This is a genomic window from Chryseobacterium contaminans, from assembly GCF_001684955.1.
GTDB classification, from domain to species: Bacteria; Bacteroidota; Bacteroidia; order Flavobacteriales; family Weeksellaceae; genus Chryseobacterium; species Chryseobacterium contaminans.
Genome location: NZ_MAYF01000335.1, coordinates 1 through 18,614, shown reverse-complemented (window position 1 = coordinate 18,614; position 18,614 = coordinate 1). Strand labels below are relative to the sequence as shown.

Sequence of the window (18,614 nt, the reverse complement as noted above, 5' to 3'; positions counted from 1 at the left end):
GGATAAATTCCCGGCTCTACGTTATCGCCCACCAAACGAAGCTCTCTCACACGAATTTTATCGTTGATCAAGTGAGCGTCCTCTTGTACAGGACGTCTTTGTGGGCCCCTGTTGTTAAATCTTTGTGCTATTGTATTATAATTTTATTGGTTAACTACTAATTTTATTTTAAAGTATTGAGAGTGTATGATACAGCTCTCAATACCTTAATTATTTTTTTATTAAACAGCTGCTTCTTTTTTGAAGTATGCTGCGAAATCTTCCAGATTCATCACTCCAAGATCTCCTTCACCACGTCTTCTTACAGAAATCGTGCCTTCTTTCTCTTCATTTTCTCCTACTACAAGCATGAAAGGGATCTTCTTTAACTCAGCATCACGGATTTTTTTACCCGTTTTCTCGTTTCTGTCATCAATCTGACCGCTAATATCGTGATTTTCCAAAAATTGTGAAACTTTTTTTGCATAATCTACATATTTTTCACTGATTGGAAGAATGATAAACTGATCCGGGCTCAACCATAGAGGGAAATCTCCCGCAGTGTTTTCCAATAAGATTGCGATAAAACGCTCCATAGAACCGAAAGGCGCTCTGTGGATCATTACCGGTCTGTGTTTCTCATTATCATTTCCGATATAATGAAGATCAAATCTTTCCGGTAAGTTATAATCTACCTGGATGGTTCCAAGCTGCCATTTTCTTCCTAACGCATCTTTCACCATGAAATCAAGCTTAGGACCGTAGAATGCAGCTTCACCGTATTCCACTACAGTTTTAAGGCCTTTTTTCTGAGCAGCATTGATAATCGCGTTCTCTGCTTTCTCCCAGTTTTCATCTGTTCCGATATACTTTTCTTTGTTATCAGGATCTCTTAATGAAACCTGAGTTACAAAGTCTTCAAATCCTAAAGATTTGAAAACATAAAGTGTTAAATCGATTACTTTCTCAAATTCTTCAGAAAGCTGATCCGGAGTACAGAATAAGTGGGCATCATCCTGAGTAAATCCACGAACCCTTGTTAATCCGTGAAGTTCTCCACTTTGCTCATATCTGTATACAGTACCAAATTCTGCATATCTTTTCGGTAAATCTCTGTAGCTCCATTGTGAGGTCTTATAGATCTCACAGTGGTGCGGGCAGTTCATTGGTTTCAATAAAAACTCTTCTCCTTCATTTGGAGTTTTAATCGGCTGGAAGCTGTCTGCTCCATACTTATCCCAGTGACCAGAAGTTACATATAATTCTTTAGCTCCGATGTGTGGAGACATTACGAATTCATAACCTCCTTTTTTCTGCGCCTCGGAAAGGAAATTCTCCAATTTTCTTCTTAAGGCTGTTCCTTTTGGCAACCAAAGTGGTAAACCGGCACCTACTTTTTCAGAGAATGCAAAAATCCCAAGTTCTTTACCTAACTTTCTGTGGTCTCTTCTTTTAGCTTCTTCTAATTTCTCAAGGTATTCAGTAAGTTCTTTCTGTTTAGGGAAAGAAATACCATATACTCTTGTTAACTGAGGATTTTTCTCATTTCCTCTCCAATAAGCTCCTGCTGCATTTAAAATTTTAACAGCCTTTACAATTCCCGTATTAGGAATATGGCCTCCACGGCATAAATCTGTGAAGTTATCATGGGTTACAAAAGTAATTTCTCCATCATTCAGATTAGAGATCAATTCTACTTTGTAAGGGTTGTCTGCATATGTTTTTAAAGCCTCTTCTTTAGAAACCGGATATAAAGAGAAAGTTGAACCCTTCTTAGCGTTTTCAAGAACTTTCTTCTCAATCTTTTCAAAATCTTTTTCAGATAAACTTTCATCCCCGAAATCTACATCATAGTAGAATCCGTTCTCAATGGCCGGACCAATAGTCAGCTTAGCATTAGGATAAAATTCAAGGATAGCCTGCGCCAAAAGGTGGGCAGAAGAATGCCAGAAAGCTTTCTTTCCAAGATCATCATTCCAGGTCAAAAGCTGTATCGTAGAATCCGTGGTTATAGGCGTGGTTACTTCTACTTGTTTGTCATTAACAATTGCGGAAATGGTATTTCTAGCCAATCCCTCGCTTATAGATTTTGCCACATCTAGAGGAGTAACTGCTCCTTCGAATTCTTTGACACTATTGTCTGGAAGTGTAATTTTTATCATTGTTTACTAAAAAATTTTAAGATGCAAAAATACGCATTTTTTAGTTAAAATACTATATTAGCCTATATTTAGAATAAGAATTAATATTAACCATGAAAAAGATACTGTTCATTTTTGTTTCACTAAGCTCCACATTGAGTTTTTCACAGAAAAACACTTCTAAATTTTCCGTTCATTACAATAAGAATATAGAGACTTATTTTCTTGCAGAAATCCTTTCAGCAGAACACAGAAAAAACAATAAAGATTTCGAATTGTATAAAATAAAAGAATGTTCTGTTTACCAGCCGATTGTCAATAAAGCCCTGAAAAAATATGAGTATCTGAAAAATTCAGAAATTGCCATTGCTACAGCAAAAATCAATGATATCTTAATTGATAAATATGGCTTATTTAATGATATCCTGATGAATCCATTGATGTATCATCAGGAATTCCCGGCTACGGAGTGGACCAATGAGTATCAGTTCAGCAGCAATAATTTAACTGCGGAGCAAAACAAAGAAGTAACTCAGCTGATCAGAAATTATCTTTCTGAGCTTTCAAAATTTTATTCTAAAGAAAATATTGCACAGTTTTTTGTTGAAAATGAATCTTTTTATAATGGCGGAATAAAAGAATATAATAAACAGATTCCTGTTGGCTTTACTAATGCAATGGAACAGTTTTATGGTGAACGTTTTAATTCATATATCATTATTATTTCTCCAATGATGATGTGGCCCATAGAAAATCATGAAGGAAGGGGAATAGCTACCAATGTAATTTCAAAATCTGGTAAAACAGACGTTTATGAAATAGCAAGCCCGTTTGTGAGAGTTGAAAACATAAATCAATTTGGGTACGATAACCAGTTTCAGGCAAGATTTTTAAGTGTTCATGAGTTTGGGCATTCCTTTGTTAATAAGGAAGTGTATCCACATAAGGCTCAACTTAAAAAATTTAAGGGCTTGTTTGAACAATCAAATTTAAAAGAAATCATGATAAAAACAGGCGGATATGGAGATCATCAAACCTGTATAGCCGAGCATTTGGTGAGATTGGGTGAAATTGAAACCGCAAAAATCCAGAAAGATTTTGAAAGAGCTAAAAAATTAGAAGAATATCATTTAAAAAACAATTTTATTTTCCTTCCTTTATTAGAAGATAAGTTAAAACAATACAGGGCTAACAGGAAAAAATACAGGAAATTCGGAGATTTCATCCCTCAATTACTAGAGGTTTTTGAAAATTCAAATATCGAATTTATCAATAATGCATTAGCTCAGAACAAAAAATAAAAGCTATAAATTGCCTTCTACTATGAATACAATAAACATTGATCTACATTGTGACCTTTTATATTATTTGTTAGGGTCAAATTCAGCCATCAACGATAAAGAGCTCGGATGCTCACTGCCTTATCTTCAGGAAGGAAATGTAAAACTTCAGGTAATGGCTATTTATGCAGGGACCGGAAAAGGAAGTACAGGTTATGGCTTGCAGCAAAGCCAGTTGTTTTCAGAGCTCATCAAAAATGAAAACTTTTTTCTATTTGAGAATGAAAATTATAAGAACCCTGAGAATGAGAATCGGGTGGGAGTTATAGCCTCCATTGAAAATGCTTCTGCCTTTTGTGATGAGAATGAAAGTCTGGAATCTGGTTTTAAAAACCTTGAAACCATTATTGAAAATACTCAGAAAGTTTTTTATATCGGAATTACCCATCATTTGGAAAACCGTTTCGGAGGTGGAAATAATGCAGTTGCCGGACTGAAAGAGGATGGGAAAGTATTGATTGATTATATTGCAGACAGGAAAATTGCAATAGATCTGGCACATACAAGCGATCAGCTGGCCTATGATATTTTCAATTATATAGATCAGAGAAACTATACAATTCCTGTTCTGGCAAGCCATTCCAATTACCGGACAGTATATAATAATAACCGGAACCTTCCTGATGAGCTGGCAAAAGAAGTCATCAACAGAAATGGATTGATCTGTTTAAACTTTGTTAAGGATTATATTGATCTTGAGCATCCTGAAAGGCTTTATGAACATATACAATACGGACTTGATCTGGGTGGAGAAAATAATATCGCTTATGGAGCAGATTATTTCTACTGGAAAGATCATCCGGATACATCACGCCATCCGTTTTTCTTTGAAGAACATTCTAATGCATCGGTTTATCCATCCCTCAATAAAGAAATTCAAGACAGGTTTTCTTCAGAGCTTGTAGAAAAGATCAGTCATAAAAATGTTTTAAACTTTATAGGACGTATTTATAAGTAAAATGCTTTTTATTCATTGATATAAACGGGCAGTTTTGGCTGGCTCTTTGAGCCAGCCAAAACTTTTTATATAAATATTATTATTCATGCAGATTGCCTTCAAAAACAGGTATTAGTTTTTTCTTTTATATTTTACTTTTTGTTTGATAATTTCAATTACATCCACATTCCGAACTTTAGATTTGATCCATCCGTGAATATCAATATAAAATAAGGATCTTCTGTAGTATTCATTTTTAGAAAATTCTTCAAGTTTTTCATCAAAAGTTTCAAACGCTTTTTGCCTCTGATTCAACACCTTATTATTCAATGTTTTAAAAAACTGAATACTTTCAAAGTGAAATTCTTCCGGCTTTTTCATTTTCTTAGCAAACTTCAGCGTAGAAGCTATAAACTCATCATAGTCTTCATCATTTCCGGATTCATATTTAGACATTAAGATCAAAATCCGTGTATGAAACAAAAGGTCTTCCTGTACATTGCCTTTCGATTCTATTACTCTCATAGAATATTCAATAGCCTTTTTGTACATTTTACTTCCGAAAAACATAGCTGCCATTTTAAGATAAAGAATCATAAAGTGGTGCTCATCAATCCTTTCCCGCAGCTTTTCCATTTTCATTTCGATTTCGGGAATAATCTTTGTACCTGTGAAAAATTCACCTTTCACAAAATGAATGTTCATCAGCGTATTATAATGGGTAAGGAAAATGAGTGACTGTAGATTCTCGTTCTGGGCAAAATTTTCAGCATTAACCCTTGTATTAAACTCTTTGAAATGTTCTTCCAGAATATCAATATTTCCATACAGGAACAGAATTTTTAGCAGATAAGTATTTCCTTTAATATACCAAACCGGGTGGCTGAAGATCATCTCAGGATTTTTATGAAACAGGTCTACCCATTGATAGGCATATTTCAAGGTATATTTATAATCCTGCAGCAATTGATTTTTCCAGACATGAGCCTTAAAATACCATAGCTTTTCTGTGAAATTCAACTTATCAAACCTGATATTTTTAATTTCAGCATTAAAAATATTCAGAACTTCCTCACGGTCTGCATCATTTTTAACATAACCATGAGTCAACATTTCACTGTACAGTTTTAAAGAAAGATTAGACAGTTTTGTAGTATACCGGTTTTGTTTACTTAATTCCTGAGATTGTCTGATAAGCTCTTCTGCACGTCCTACAATACTTCGCGTAATAAACTGGGACTCAATCACCTTTTCCAGATCAATGATCTCAGAAGCAATGCTTTTCTCATCCAGTTCCAAAGCCGTTTGTTTGGTTTTATCCAATATTTTTAGTGCCTGCTTGTAAAGTCCTTTCTGATACAGAATATTGGCAAAATCAAGTTGTTCCCGAAGCTGGATCCTGTAATTCTGATGGCTGGGGTTCATTCTGAGACTTACCAGAATCTGTTTGTAAAGATGTGCTTTCAGATTGGAAAGCTGCTGTTTGGTAGATATTTTCTTTTCAATAATGATGCTTTCATCATATTCCTTCATTTTATCCATTTCAGAAAAAAGAAGTAAAAATTTGGCATCTACATTAATTCCGAGACGGTTAACGTACAGCTTAAACTGTCGCTTTTCGGAAGTCGTCAATGACTTTACCAGTACAAACAAAAAATCTTTCTGCAATTCTGCCATTGTAAATTTTTAAAATTTAAATAATTAAATATCAGCAATATATGCTTATTTCTTCAACTGTTGAATATTGTAATTTTCTGAAAAAATGAAAACGAAAAAATATTGCAAACTGTAGTTTTGAATCAAAATTAAGTAAAAAACTTCATTTATGAATTCCGAAAAAATTGAAATTTTTGATACCACACTGCGGGATGGGGAACAGGTTCCTGGTTGTAAACTGAATACAAAGCAGAAACTGATTATTGCTGAAAAGCTTGATGAACTGGGCGTTGATATCATAGAAGCAGGGTTTCCGATTTCCAGTCCTGGAGATTTTGAATCTGTTTCTGAAATTTCAAAACTCGTAAGAAATGCAAAGGTATGCGGACTGACAAGAGCTAACAAAAAGGATATTGATACAGCTGCGGAAGCCTTACAATTTGCAAAGAAACCAAGAATACATACTGGAATCGGAACTTCTGATTCTCATATCAAATATAAATTCAATTCTACAAGGGAAAATATTATAGAACGTGCTGCAGAAGCGGTAAAATATGCCAAAAGATATGTAGAGGATGTAGAATTTTATGCAGAAGATGCCGGAAGAACAGACAATGCTTATCTGGCACAGGTTTGCGAAGCGGTGATTAAAGCAGGAGCAACCGTACTTAACATTCCTGATACTACAGGCTATTGTTTACCTGAAGAATACGGACAGAAAATCAAATACCTGAGAGAAAATGTAAAAGGAATTGAAAAAGCAGTTTTATCATGCCATTGCCACAATGATTTAGGTTTAGCTACCGCCAATTCAATTTCCGGAGCCATCAATGGCGCCCGACAAATAGAATGTACAATCAACGGATTGGGAGAAAGAGCGGGCAATACAGCATTAGAAGAAGTTGTCATGATCCTGAAGCAGCATAAACACCTGAATCTGTATACGGATGTTAACTCCAGGATGTTAAATGAGATGAGCAATATGGTTTCTGACCTGATGGGTATGTCTGTACAGCCCAATAAAGCTATTGTTGGAGCCAATGCATTTGCTCACAGTTCGGGAATCCACCAGGATGGTGTAATCAAAAACAGGGAGACCTATGAAATCATAGATCCTGAAGAAGTAGGAGTAAATGCATCATCTATTATTCTTACAGCAAGAAGCGGACGTTCTGCATTAGCTTACCGATTCAAACATATTGGTCATGATGTAACCAAAGACGAGCTGGATTATCTGTACCAGGAATTTTTAAAAATTGCAGACCTTAAGAAAGAAATAGGTAATGAAGATCTGGCACTTATCATGGAAACATGCAGCAGAAAGATAGGATAGAGGTTTGATTTAATTCAAGATAAAGTAAAAAATGAACAATAATAAAAAAACGCTTTTTGATAAAGTTTGGGATGCACATGTTGTAGACACCGTTCCTGATGGGCCACAGATTATTTATATTGACAAACACCTGATCCATGAAGTAACCAGTCCACAGGCATTTGCTGAGCTGGAATCCAGAAATCTGGAAATATTCAGACCCAATCAGATTGTAGCCACTGCAGATCATAATGTTCCAACTCTTCACCAGGAAGAACCGATCAGAGATGAATTATCAAGAAATCAGGTTCAGCAATTAACAGAAAACTGTCAGAAAAATAATATTGAATTATTCGGATTAGGACATCAATATCAGGGAATTGTTCACATCATTGCTCCTGAACTGGGAATTACACAGCCGGGAATGAGCATTGTTTGTGGTGACAGCCATACTTCAACGCATGGTGCTTTTGGAACCATTGCTTTTGGAATCGGAACCAGCCAGGTAGCCCAGGTTTTTGCCAGTCAATGTCTGTTACTTAACAAACCTAAATCCATGAGAATTACCGTGAATGGTAAGCTTAACGAAAACGTACAGCCTAAAGATGTTATCCTTTATATCATTTCAAAAATAGGAACAGATGGCGGAACAGGCTATTTCTGTGAGTATGCCGGAAATGTATTTGAAGAAATGTCAATGGAAGGGAGAATGACGGTTTGCAACATGAGTATTGAAATGGGAGCCAGAGGAGGAATGATTGCTCCGGATGAAACCACTTTTGAATACGTAAAAGGAAGAAAATTTGCTCCAAAAGGAGAAGAATGGGAAGAAAAAGTAGCATATTGGAATACTTTAAAAACAGATGAAGGTGCTGTTTTTGACAAAGAACTTACCTTCAATGCAGCGGATATTTATCCAATGATTACTTATGGAACTAATCCGGGAATGGGAATTTCAATTCATGAAACCATTCCAGCGCCCCAAAATGAATCTGAAGCAAAAGCTTTACAATATATGGGACTGGAGGCAGGACAAACACCATCCAGTATAAAAATTAATTATGTATTTATAGGAAGCTGTACCAATGCAAGGATTGAAGATTTCAGATCTGCAGCTCAGTATATCAAAGGAAAAAGTAAATCTGAAGCGGTAAAAGCATTGATTGTTCCCGGTTCTCAGCAGGTAGTAAAACAAATCTATGAGGAAGGTCTGGATAAAATATTCAATGATGCAGGATTCCAGATCCGCCAGCCCGGATGTTCAGCTTGTCTGGCTATGAATGATGATAAAATTCCGGAAGGAGAATATTGTGTTTCCACTTCCAATAGGAATTTTGAAGGAAGACAAGGGCAAGGTTCAAGAACCATTCTGGCAAGTCCGCTTACTGCAGCTAAAGCAGCCATAGAAGGCAGAATTTCTGCTTTTGAAAGTTTAAATTAAAGATTACACATGCAAAAATTAGTTATCATAAAATCAACTGCCGTTCCATTACCGGCAGAAAATATAGACACAGATCAGATCATTCCGGCAAGATTTTTAAAAAGTATTGATAGAAAAGGTTTTGGTGAAAATCTGTTCAGAGATTGGAGATATAATATTCATACCAACGAACCTAACCCTGATTTTGTTCTGAACAATCCTAAATTCAGCGGTGAAATTTTAGTAGCCGGAAATAATTTCGGATGCGGAAGCAGTCGCGAACACGCTGCCTGGGCATTAACGGATTATGGGTTCAAGGTGATTGTCTCAAGTTATTTTGCCGATATTTTTAAAGGAAATGCTTTAAATAACGGTCTTCTTCCCGTAAAAGTCTCTGAAGAATTTTTAAAAGAGATTTTAGAAGGAATCAATGAAAACCCGGATAATGAAATTGCTATTGATGTAGAATTACAATCCATCAGCTTCAAAGATACCACTGAAACTTTTGAGCTTGATTCTTACAAAAAAATATGCCTTATGAACGGCTATGACGATATTGATTTTTTAATCAGCAAAAAACAGGCGATCACAGAATTTGAACTAAAAACACAGAAAAAAAATGAACAACAATTATTTTAAAATCGCAGTTCTTCCCGGAGATGGAATCGGGCCTGAAATCATCAGCGAAAGCATCAAGATTCTGGATGTTATTGCTGAAGCCTTTCAGTATGAATTTCAATTCAATTATGGATTAATTGGGGCGGAAGCTATCTTTAAAACCGGAGATCCGCTGCCGGAAGAAACATTAAAGATATGTAAAGAGTCAGATGCAGTACTGTTTGGCGCAATAGGAGATCCTGCATTTGACAATAATCCTGAAGCTAAAGTACGACCTGAACAGGGATTATTGAAGCTTCGTAAGGAATTAGGATTGTTCGCCAATATCCGTCCTTTGAAAACATATGCTTCCCTGATTGAGAAAAGTCCGTTAAAAAAGGAAATTATTGAAGGAGCTGATATTCAGATTTTCAGAGAATTGGTAAGCGGAATTTATTTTGGTGAAAAATTTACTGACCCTGAAGGAGCTTATGCTTACGATGTTTGTAAATACAGCAGAGAAGATATTCTTCCCATCGCTCATATGGCATTCCAGGAAGCGCAGAAAAGAAATAAAAAACTGACATTAATTGATAAGGCGAATGTGTTGGATACTTCCAGATTATGGAGGAAAATCTGTCAGGAAATCGCTTCAGAATATCCGGATGTGCAGTTAGATTATATGTTTGTAGACAATGCAGCCATGCAGCTAATCCTTAATCCAAAGCAGTTTGATGTTATTTTAACAGAAAATATGTTCGGGGATATTATTTCTGATGAGGCCAGCGTGATCGGAGGTTCTATCGGATTGCTTCCATCAGCATCGGTAGGAGAGAAGAATGCATTGTTTGAGCCTATTCACGGTTCATATCCACAGGCAAAAGGAAAAGGGATTGCCAATCCTATCGCTTCCATTTTAAGTGTGGCGATGATGTTGGATCATCTTGGATTACAGCCTGCAGCCAACAAGCTTAGACAGTCTGTAGAACACGCCATTGAAAATAAATATGTAACCATTGATCTTAATACCAAGCAATATTACTCCACCAGTGAGGTAGGAAGCTTTATTGCAGATTATATTAAGTATTCTGAAAAGTCCTATTACAATTTTGAGAATGTAAAGATTGGAAAATCAACCATTGTATAATCAAATTATAGTTCACTTAGATAGATAGTTAGAAGAAAGGATCTGCCTCATATGAGACAGATCCTTTCATTTCTATTTTCTGAAATATTTTTAAGCTTTAAGAAAAATAAATCGAAATGATCAATTTTACTCTTTTGTATTATCCGTTTTTCCCGATTTGTTTTTAGAAGCTTTCTGAATGTCTTCTTTATCAATATCAGGGGGATTAACCTTTTTCGATGAAGCAGGAATATTCTGGAAATCCTGATTTTGCCTTTTGGTTTCTGCTGAATTAGCAGATTCCTTTTTCTTGTTATTTCCTTTTGAGTTCATTGCCTGAATTATTTTTAGAGTCCAAGAATACCGATCTTTCCGGTCTTATCTTCTATGGTATAATTCAAAGCCTTTGCCAAAACAAAAATATTATCAAGGTTTTCCATTAACTGCTTGCGTCCTTCGGTTCTCAATTGGTTTTGATCGATAGATTTTATCGCAGTTTCTTTAGCCTTTGCCGTTACATTTTTAATATCTTTTTCAGAAATTCTATTAAAAAAAGAATCATCTAAAGATTGAATTTCAACGCTGGGCGTAATCTTGATATCTGCATCAGGAAGTTCAGTGATCACTAGTTTTTTGTTGATAGAATCTACTTCAATCTTCATTTTATTCAGATCATAAGAAACCTGTGCATTCGTCTTTGTAAAGGTAATGATGCTGTTACTGGAAACTTCCTTTCCCATAAATTCGTATCCCATTTTGGTTTTCTGCATGGTGGAACTGTTCTGTTCTATCACCACCATCTTATTCATTTTGGAAATCTGGTTTGTCAGGATATAGTAATCTGACTTTTCCGTTTTTCCGCCAAGATTCAGACAGGATTTAAGTCCAAAAAATAGGAGTACCATAGCACCGGCACCTGCTACAAACGATAAAATTGGTTTATAATTTCTCAAATCTATTTAAAAATTTCTTTAATTATAGAGGAATCATTCTTTTTCAGAATTTCAGCTAAATCTCTTTCAATATATCCGCTGGTAGGCATTTCTACAATTCTTCCTACTTCTTTACCATATCTTTTCAGAATAATGGTAGGAACTTTCTGAATGTTATAAAGAGATTCATCTCCACTGGGAGATTCTTTTTTACGGTTAACTGCAATAATGGTCATTTTATTTTCAGGGTAACCCACTTCTTCCAATATTCTGGTAAGCCTTGGAAAATCTCTGTGGCTGTCTTCACACCATGTTCCCATGAAAACAATAATATCATAAGAACCCAGTCTTTCCTTTTTCAGTTCACTGATTGCTTTCTGATCCAGAGCATATTCATCATGTTCCTTCACATACCAATCAGCGTAAGGAGCTTTCAAAAACTGTTCCTTCAGCTGATGTCCCAAAAGCATTTTACCATCCTTTTCAGTAGTAACTTCACGGTTAACCACTACTTTCTGAGCGCTAAGCTGTTGAGTAGCTAAAAATAAACTTGAAGCGGCAACAATATTTGTAATAAATTTTTTCATATTTTATTTCTCAATAATTGACTTTAGATCAGCAGGAGAGTAGTATTTGTTTTTTAATACTTTATGATCTGCTTTTCTGTAGACATTGAACTTTTCACCAGATTTTTCATAAAAAGACTCTACATCTTTTGCTTTATAGAATTCAACGGTTTCATTAGCCTGTTCCTCGTTATCACATGCTTTCGACATATTGGAACGCTGAACTTCGTTGAATAGCTCTACAAATTTGTTGCCAAGACCAAATTCCAGTACAGCACCACTTAAAACATACTGTAAATCACAAAGAGCATCTGCAATTTCTACAATATTATTATCTGCAATCGCCTGCTTTAATTCGTTAAGTTCTTCCTGTAGAAGTTCTACTCTAAGGTTACATCTTTCCGGAGAAGGAATTTGTGGGGTGTCTAGAATAGGGGCTTTGAAAGTAGTATGGAATTCTGCTACTTGGTTCAAACTATCAATTTTATCCATGAATTTTTTTATTTATCACAAAGATAGAAAACGATTTGTTAATGGTGAAATATAGAATACAAAATAAGTGTTCATAGATACTTACTTATTTAAAGCACAGATTATACGGATTTTCACAGATGTTTGCGTTTTAAGGGTTGTAAAATTCTTTTCTCCGGATAATAAAGAATGTAATTGATTTTGTTCATAATAATCTGGGTTAATCTGAGAAAATCTAAATTATTAATTCTTCAGAAAACAAAAAACCACAACTTTTTTAGCTGTGGTTCATTTAATTTATTGATTGTGTTCAGTTCTAATTATTCGAGTTCCTGGTATTCCCAGATTCCTGATATTTTTAAAATTTCCAGTCCCGGCTGCCATTCTCCATAACCAAATACACAGAAATAATGGGCCTGACAGGCTGTGCACTGAGTTCCAAAATAAAGAGTCGGTAGATCATTAACTGTTAATTCTCCATAATGCTGCATTCTCTGTGAAGTCTCATTAATCATTTGGTTATTTAATAACTCAGATTTTGACAGAACTTTGTTGTCATGATAGATTTGAAAAATAGGAAATCCTGATTGATAGGGAGATATTTCAACTGTATTTTCATGGCCACATTCACAACAGACAAATCTGGTTATTGCAGCCGGAATGGCTTCTTCATTGATGAATTTATCTTTTTGGAGTAAAGCTTTTTTACCGATCTTTATCTTTTTTGATATTGAATACATTTTGCATCTAATTTAGTTCTGAATAACGGTTCCTACCAGATTAGGATATTTTCCGCTCGGACTTTTTTTAATGGTAATTTTTATATATCCTTCTTCTGCTAATTTATTCCAAGTTTTCGGAAATCCTGTATTAATATCTATTGGAATTTTCCACATCGTCTGTTTTCCGTTTCCGGTTTGATTAAACCAGGGAATGATATCTGCTGTTTGAGATTTAAAAGGTAATGCATTAAGAACATCAATTTCATAATAGAAATCATATTTATTCTCGGGCTGATTTAGGGCTCTTTCAGCGAAAGTATATACATAACCATTAATGATCGGACTGGTGAAGTTTCCTCCTAATGTTGGGTTTCCTGTTCCATTATAGCTTCCGACCGCTCCGCTGTATCGGTCATATTTTTGCCCGGCCTGTATAGCAACATCGTCTACGATATTATATCCGCCGTTAGCTGGTGGCCATCCGCTGTTCAGGTTATTGGTCTGGAATAGTTTTTCCAGCTCTTTCCAGTTTCCCTGCTTGTACAGATCAAATGCCTGGTTTCTGATAGTTGGGTTTACCTTGTTATCAGGATCATAGGTTGTTGCAAAATCATCTGCATTTTTGTAGTATACAATTTTAACCGGACTCGGTTGAATAATAATTTCTTCTTCTCTGTCATCTGAGCTACAAGCCATAGAGAAAGAGGCAATGGTCAGAAATAAGAAGTACTTCAATACATGTTTCATATAAAAAAAATTAAATTATGTGAAATTTAAATAGGTATTGTAAGGGATACAGACCAATGCCAATTCTTGTAAAGATGTTCTCTAATGTGATCAATGGAATCCACATTGGAAAAAAATAATAGGATAGTTAATTGTTAGAAAAGCTATTGAATGCTTCCCCTGAATACAAACTGGTAACGGTACAATAAAAGAATAATACTGATGATAAAATTAACTAAAAATACAATAGAATGTGATATTATTTTTAATAAAGCACGATTATTGAAAATAATTACATAGATATCAGTATTTTAAAATAGAAAATATAATAATCAATGAAAAATTAAATAAAAAAGACCGCCCATGATGAGCAGTCTTTCCAGCTTGTATCTGAAATGTCTTATTTTTTAATAAACATTTTTGAGAATTTTTCAATCTGAATCACATAATTTCCTTTTATCAGATTGCTTACATTCACTGTTCCGTTTTGAAAAGAACCATCCATAACCAGTTTTCCGGACATATCATAGATCTTAAATCTTTCCGATCTGGTGTTTGAGAGTGTTAAAATATCCTTTACAGGATTTGGATACAGCTTAATTTCCGTTGAACCTGTCAGCTGATTCTCAGCAGTTGATAGCTCACTGGTGGTTACAGAAATATTAGAATTATTCACATCAAAGAAAATATGATTGCTTCCTTTTACCATGATTCTTCCTGAACGGGTTGCAATATTAGGTATCAGTACAGCTTCTGAGCCATCATTAGGCGTTCCTGTCAATAGAGTTGTCCATGTTTCTCCATTATCTGTAGACCAAAGAATATCTACATTAGCTGCATTGATATTATTAGCTGTTGTACCAGCCACATCCCAGGTTACTGTCTGTGAACTTCCTCCAACATAGGATTCGGAAGTATTCTGAGAAGTGACAAGAAAAGGTCCGGCAAGAGCATTCACTGTGATTTTAGCATCATCAGAATTGTTCCCTGCACCTCCTAATCTGTTGTCTCTAACGGTAAACCTGAAATTAAGGTTTCTTGTAACGGAAGATAATGCTTCAACTTTAATTTCTTCTCCCATCGTTTCCGTTTCTCCTTTTAAAATAGTTGCCATTTGAGGAAAGTATCTTACCGGAGAGGCTGCTGGCACCCATGACCTGAATGTTGGTCCGGCAGTTTTAGTAGCTGTAGCTGCGGAATTGCTTCCTGTTTGGGAAGAAGTTCCATAATCCATCTGTTCCCAGATATAGGTAAGTGAATCTCCATCCGCATCAGTACCAGACCCTGTTAATACGAATGGTGTACCTTTAGGGATGGTGTAATCTGCTCCTGCATTTGCTGTAGGAATGCTATTTCCTGTAGGTGTATTGACAGAACAGGTTTTTATCTTAATATTATTTGTGATTTGTTCAATACTGCGGGCATGAAAAAACGGGTTTGAATTTTTCTGTACATCATAAGGTGTAATTCCTGCATATCCCATAATGGTAGATCCGGAACCAGGTTCTATAGGTTGCAGCCCTTCTTGGGTTGTATAGGAAAAGGTATGGTTTCCTCCAAACTGATGTCCCATTTCGTGAGCCACAAAATCAATATCAAAAGTGTCTCCTGCGGGAATACCGTTAGAAGGTGAAGTATAGCCACTTCCTTTATAATTTTCAGGATATGTAGTTCCCTGATAAACATATGTTGACATATCATCACTACATATACAGCCTATGCATCCTGCATTTCCACCACCTCCTGTAGCACCGAATAAATGCCCGATATCAAAATTAGCATTCCCGATTTTTGAACTTAGGTCATTCATAAGCTCAAAATTCCATTTATTCATTTGCCAGGATTCAGAAAAAGGATCGTTATTAGCATCTGTATAAATAAGAGCATCATTATTGGGAATCAGAACCATCCTTGCAGCAAAGTCATTCTCAAAAATACCATTCACACGGGTTAATGTGTTATTCATAGCAGCTAAGGCATCAGCTTTTGTTCCTCCAAAATAAGCTGCATATTCTCCTGTGCAAGACAATGCCAATCTGAAAGTTCTTAAAACTGCATCATCAGCATTTTTAGCTGTTACATAAGAAGTTCCTTTTTGTGCGGATTCCAGCACTTTGCATTCAAAATTATTCAGATCACTCTTTCTGTCCGAACGTTTATAGACTGCATAAGTGGAAAGATCTTTGGTATAAGGTTCAATAAAAACAGCTGATTTATCACCATAAATTTCCATGGATGACAGGCCTAGATGAGAAATACTAAAATAAACCGTTGATGCTTTATCTTTTAGTCCTTGCCCGATATAGGATTTAATATCCGGATATTTAGCGGCTAATTCAGGATCGAAATTTGAGTTTTCCGTTACCGTGAAATGCTCCATTTTTCCGGAAGAATTTGGAAGAGAAATAATAACCGATGACTTTTCTGCAGCTCTTTTGGGTGTTCTTGCCAATACATTCTTTAACCCATTAATGTCCAGATGAAAAATTCTTGGCTCATTTATATTTTTCATATTCTCTTGTACAGAGGATGAACTTTCCTTAAATCTTCTAGACCATAAGCGGTCAGTTTGCGCAGAAGAAATACCAGACAATACCAGCATCCCCAACATTAATAATTGTTTTTTCATTTTGCCGTGAATTTTTTTATGAGAATCAAAAATAGTGAAAATATTAAGAATTAATTATTCTTTTTTAGAATAATTAAAAACAAAAAATTAAAATAAAACTTAATGCCTTGAATATAAACAAATAAAAAACTGCCCTGTATAGGGCAGTTTGATATTATTAATTTAAGATTAAAGTAATTAATCCTTAATAAATCGTTTTGCCGTTTCTCCTATCTGAATCATATAGGCTCCTTTTGTAAGGTTGCTTACATTGGCTGAGCCTCTTTGAAGTGTTCCTGAATGTACCAGTTTTCCGGACATATCAAAGATTTTATATTCTTCACTATTCGTATTTGAAATCGTTAGAATATCTTTCACAGGATTCGGATATAGTTTCATATCTGCTGATTTTTCTCTTGTTAATTCTTTATTGGCAAGTTTTGCAGCCGTGGAAGTTACTGAGATATTAGCATTATTCACATCAAAGAAAATATGATTGGTTCCTTTTACCATAATTCTTCCTGTAGTAGTAGAAACATTAGGAATGGTTACGGCCTGAGAGCCATCATTTGGAGTTGCTGCCAATAGAGTAGTCCAGCTATTTCCATTATCAGTAGACCAAAGGATATCTACATTGGCAGTGTTTATGCCATTTGCTGTAGTTCCTGCCACATTCCATTTTACGGTTTGTGAACTTCCTCCTGCATATGATATGGCACTATTCTGTGTGGTGACTGTGAAAGGTCCTGCAGCAGAGCTAACAGTGATCTTTGCATCATCAGAATTATTTCCGGCACCACCAGATTTGTTATCACGAACGGTGAATCTGAAATTTAAGGTTCTTGCAACAGAAGATAAAGCTTCCACATTAATCTCTAAACCAGCAGTAGTGGTAGCACCTTCCAGTATTGATGCCATTCTAGGGAAATATCGTATTGGAGAAGCTGTTGGTGTCCATGATCTGAAAGTAGGCCCTGCTGTTTTAGTTGCTGTAGCGGCAGAATTGGCCCCAGTCTGAGAAGACGTTCCCAGGTCCATTTGCTCCCAAATATAGGTAAGGGCATCCCCATCTGCATCAGTTCCTGATCCTGTTAACATAAATGGAGTGCTTTTAGGTATGGTATAATCCAAACCGGCATTTGCTGTAGGAATTGAATTTCCTGTAGGTGTATTTACGGAGCAGGTTTTTGCCTTAATATTATTGGTGATCTGCTCTATACTGATGGCGTGGAAAAAAGCATCCGAATTCTTCTGAACATCATAGCTTGTAATTCCTGCATATCCCATAATGGTAGATCCGGAACCTGGTTCAATTGGTTTCAGCCCCGACTGTGTAGTATATGACCACGTGTGATTTCCTCCAAACTGATGTCCCATCTCATGAGCGACATAATCTATATCAAAAGTATCTCCAGACGGAATCCCATTTGCAGGTGAAGTATAACCACTCCCTTTATAAGCATTAGGGTATTTTACACCAGATTGTGTAGTATATGACATATCATTGCTGCAAATGCATCCAATACATCCTGCATTACCACCTCCACCGTCTCTTCCGAATACATGCCCTATATCAAAATTTGCATTTCCTATAGTTGTATTCAATGTCTGCATGAGCTCATAACTCCAATTACTTTTACTTGAAGATGGCGAATAAGGATCTGTAGATGCATTGGTATAAATGATCAAATCATTATTAGGAATAAGCTCCATTCTGGCGGAAAAATCATTTTCAAAAACGCCATTTACACGGGTCATCGTATTGTTCATCGCTGCTAAAGCCTGAGCTTTTGTTCCTCCAAAATAGGAAGTATATTCTCCGGTACAGGACAGTGCCAATCTAAATGTTCTCAAGGTAGAATCGTTGGCATTTCTGGCTGCTAGAGTGGTGGAACTGCCTTTTTGGGCTACATCAAGTACTTTACATTCAAATTTGTCTAAATTATCCTTTCTGTCAGACTTCTTATAAACAATATAAGTGGACAGATCTTTAGTATAAGGCTCAATAAAGATTGCTGATTTATCACCATAAATTTCCATAGAGGATAATCCCAAAGAAGAGATACTGAAATAAACCGTTG

Annotated in this window: 16 protein-coding genes; 6 read left to right on the top strand and 10 right to left on the bottom strand. The window is 35.7% G+C overall.

Annotated features, from left to right (window positions below):
* Nucleotides 1-221: 221 nt before the first annotated feature.
* Complete coding sequence (gene thrS / locus BBH99_RS18930; protein ID WP_066699483.1) at nt 222-2,141, bottom strand: threonine--tRNA ligase; 1,920 nt, start codon at nt 2,139-2,141, stop codon at nt 222-224.
* 92 nt (nt 2,142-2,233) lie between these two features.
* Here thrS and BBH99_RS18925 point away from each other — a divergent pair, with 92 nt between their 5' ends.
* Nucleotides 2,234-3,421 carry a DUF4932 domain-containing protein gene (locus BBH99_RS18925; protein ID WP_066699482.1) on the top strand — a complete coding sequence of 396 codons (1,188 nt, stop codon included), beginning with the start codon at nt 2,234-2,236 and terminating at the stop codon, nt 3,419-3,421.
* A 22-nt stretch (nt 3,422-3,443) separates the two neighbouring features.
* Complete coding sequence (locus BBH99_RS18920; RefSeq protein WP_066699481.1) at nt 3,444-4,418, top strand: dipeptidase; 975 nt, start codon at nt 3,444-3,446, stop codon at nt 4,416-4,418.
* Nucleotides 4,419-4,529: 111 nt separating this feature from the next.
* Here BBH99_RS18920 and BBH99_RS18915 read toward each other — a convergent pair whose 3' ends face one another.
* Nucleotides 4,530-6,074, bottom strand: coding sequence for a hypothetical protein (locus BBH99_RS18915; RefSeq protein ID WP_066699479.1), 1,545 nt, complete (start codon nt 6,072-6,074; stop codon nt 4,530-4,532).
* A gap of 148 nt (nt 6,075-6,222) precedes the next feature.
* Between BBH99_RS18915 and BBH99_RS18910 the strand changes: the two genes are divergently transcribed.
* The 4 genes from BBH99_RS18910 to leuB are packed head-to-tail and all read left to right on the top strand — an operon-like array spanning nt 6,223 to nt 10,529.
* The gene (locus tag BBH99_RS18910; RefSeq protein ID WP_073300365.1) at nt 6,223-7,386 is read left to right on the top strand and encodes a 2-isopropylmalate synthase; all 1,164 of its coding nucleotides are present in this window, start codon (nt 6,223-6,225) and stop codon (nt 7,384-7,386) included.
* 31 nt (nt 7,387-7,417) lie between these two features.
* A complete protein-coding gene (leuC, locus tag BBH99_RS18905; RefSeq protein WP_066699478.1) occupies nt 7,418-8,806 on the top strand; it encodes a 3-isopropylmalate dehydratase large subunit in 1,389 nt (462 codons plus the stop codon).
* A 9-nt stretch (nt 8,807-8,815) separates the two neighbouring features.
* On the top strand, nt 8,816-9,424 hold the full coding sequence (gene leuD / locus BBH99_RS18900) for a 3-isopropylmalate dehydratase small subunit (RefSeq protein ID WP_066699475.1): 609 nt from the start codon (nt 8,816-8,818) through the stop codon (nt 9,422-9,424).
* Entirely contained in the window at nt 9,405-10,529 is a 1,125-nt protein-coding gene (gene leuB / locus BBH99_RS18895) for a 3-isopropylmalate dehydrogenase (protein WP_066699473.1), read from the top strand. The genes leuD and leuB overlap by 20 nt, the downstream gene beginning before the upstream one ends.
* A gap of 126 nt (nt 10,530-10,655) precedes the next feature.
* On the opposite strand, the gene BBH99_RS18890 is transcribed toward leuB, so the two are convergent.
* The 8 genes from BBH99_RS18890 to BBH99_RS18855 form a co-directional block, all read right to left on the bottom strand.
* Nucleotides 10,656-10,841, bottom strand: coding sequence for a hypothetical protein (locus BBH99_RS18890; protein ID WP_066699470.1), 186 nt, complete (start codon nt 10,839-10,841; stop codon nt 10,656-10,658).
* 14 nt (nt 10,842-10,855) lie between these two features.
* Nucleotides 10,856-11,461 (bottom strand): DUF4230 domain-containing protein, encoded by a 606-nt coding sequence (locus tag BBH99_RS18885; RefSeq protein WP_066699468.1) that lies wholly within the window; start codon nt 11,459-11,461, stop codon nt 10,856-10,858.
* Between the two features lie 2 nt (nt 11,462-11,463).
* Nucleotides 11,464-12,027, bottom strand: a complete 564-nt coding sequence (locus tag BBH99_RS18880; protein WP_066699466.1) for a TlpA family protein disulfide reductase — start codon at nt 12,025-12,027, stop codon at nt 11,464-11,466.
* Between the two features lie 3 nt (nt 12,028-12,030).
* Entirely contained in the window at nt 12,031-12,498 is a 468-nt protein-coding gene (locus BBH99_RS18875) for a pyrophosphohydrolase domain-containing protein (RefSeq protein ID WP_066699464.1), read from the bottom strand.
* Nucleotides 12,499-12,797: 299 nt separating this feature from the next.
* Nucleotides 12,798-13,217, bottom strand: a complete 420-nt coding sequence (locus BBH99_RS18870; protein ID WP_066699462.1) for a hypothetical protein — start codon at nt 13,215-13,217, stop codon at nt 12,798-12,800.
* Between the two features lie 12 nt (nt 13,218-13,229).
* Nucleotides 13,230-13,946, bottom strand: a complete 717-nt coding sequence (locus BBH99_RS18865; RefSeq protein ID WP_066699459.1) for a glycohydrolase toxin TNT-related protein — start codon at nt 13,944-13,946, stop codon at nt 13,230-13,232.
* Nucleotides 13,947-14,325: 379 nt separating this feature from the next.
* The gene (locus tag BBH99_RS18860) at nt 14,326-16,554 is read right to left on the bottom strand and encodes a zinc-dependent metalloprotease (protein WP_066699457.1); all 2,229 of its coding nucleotides are present in this window, start codon (nt 16,552-16,554) and stop codon (nt 14,326-14,328) included.
* 177 nt (nt 16,555-16,731) lie between these two features.
* Nucleotides 16,732-18,614 (bottom strand): zinc-dependent metalloprotease (locus tag BBH99_RS18855; RefSeq protein ID WP_123873224.1); only part of this gene is annotated, 1,883 nt, incomplete at its 5' end.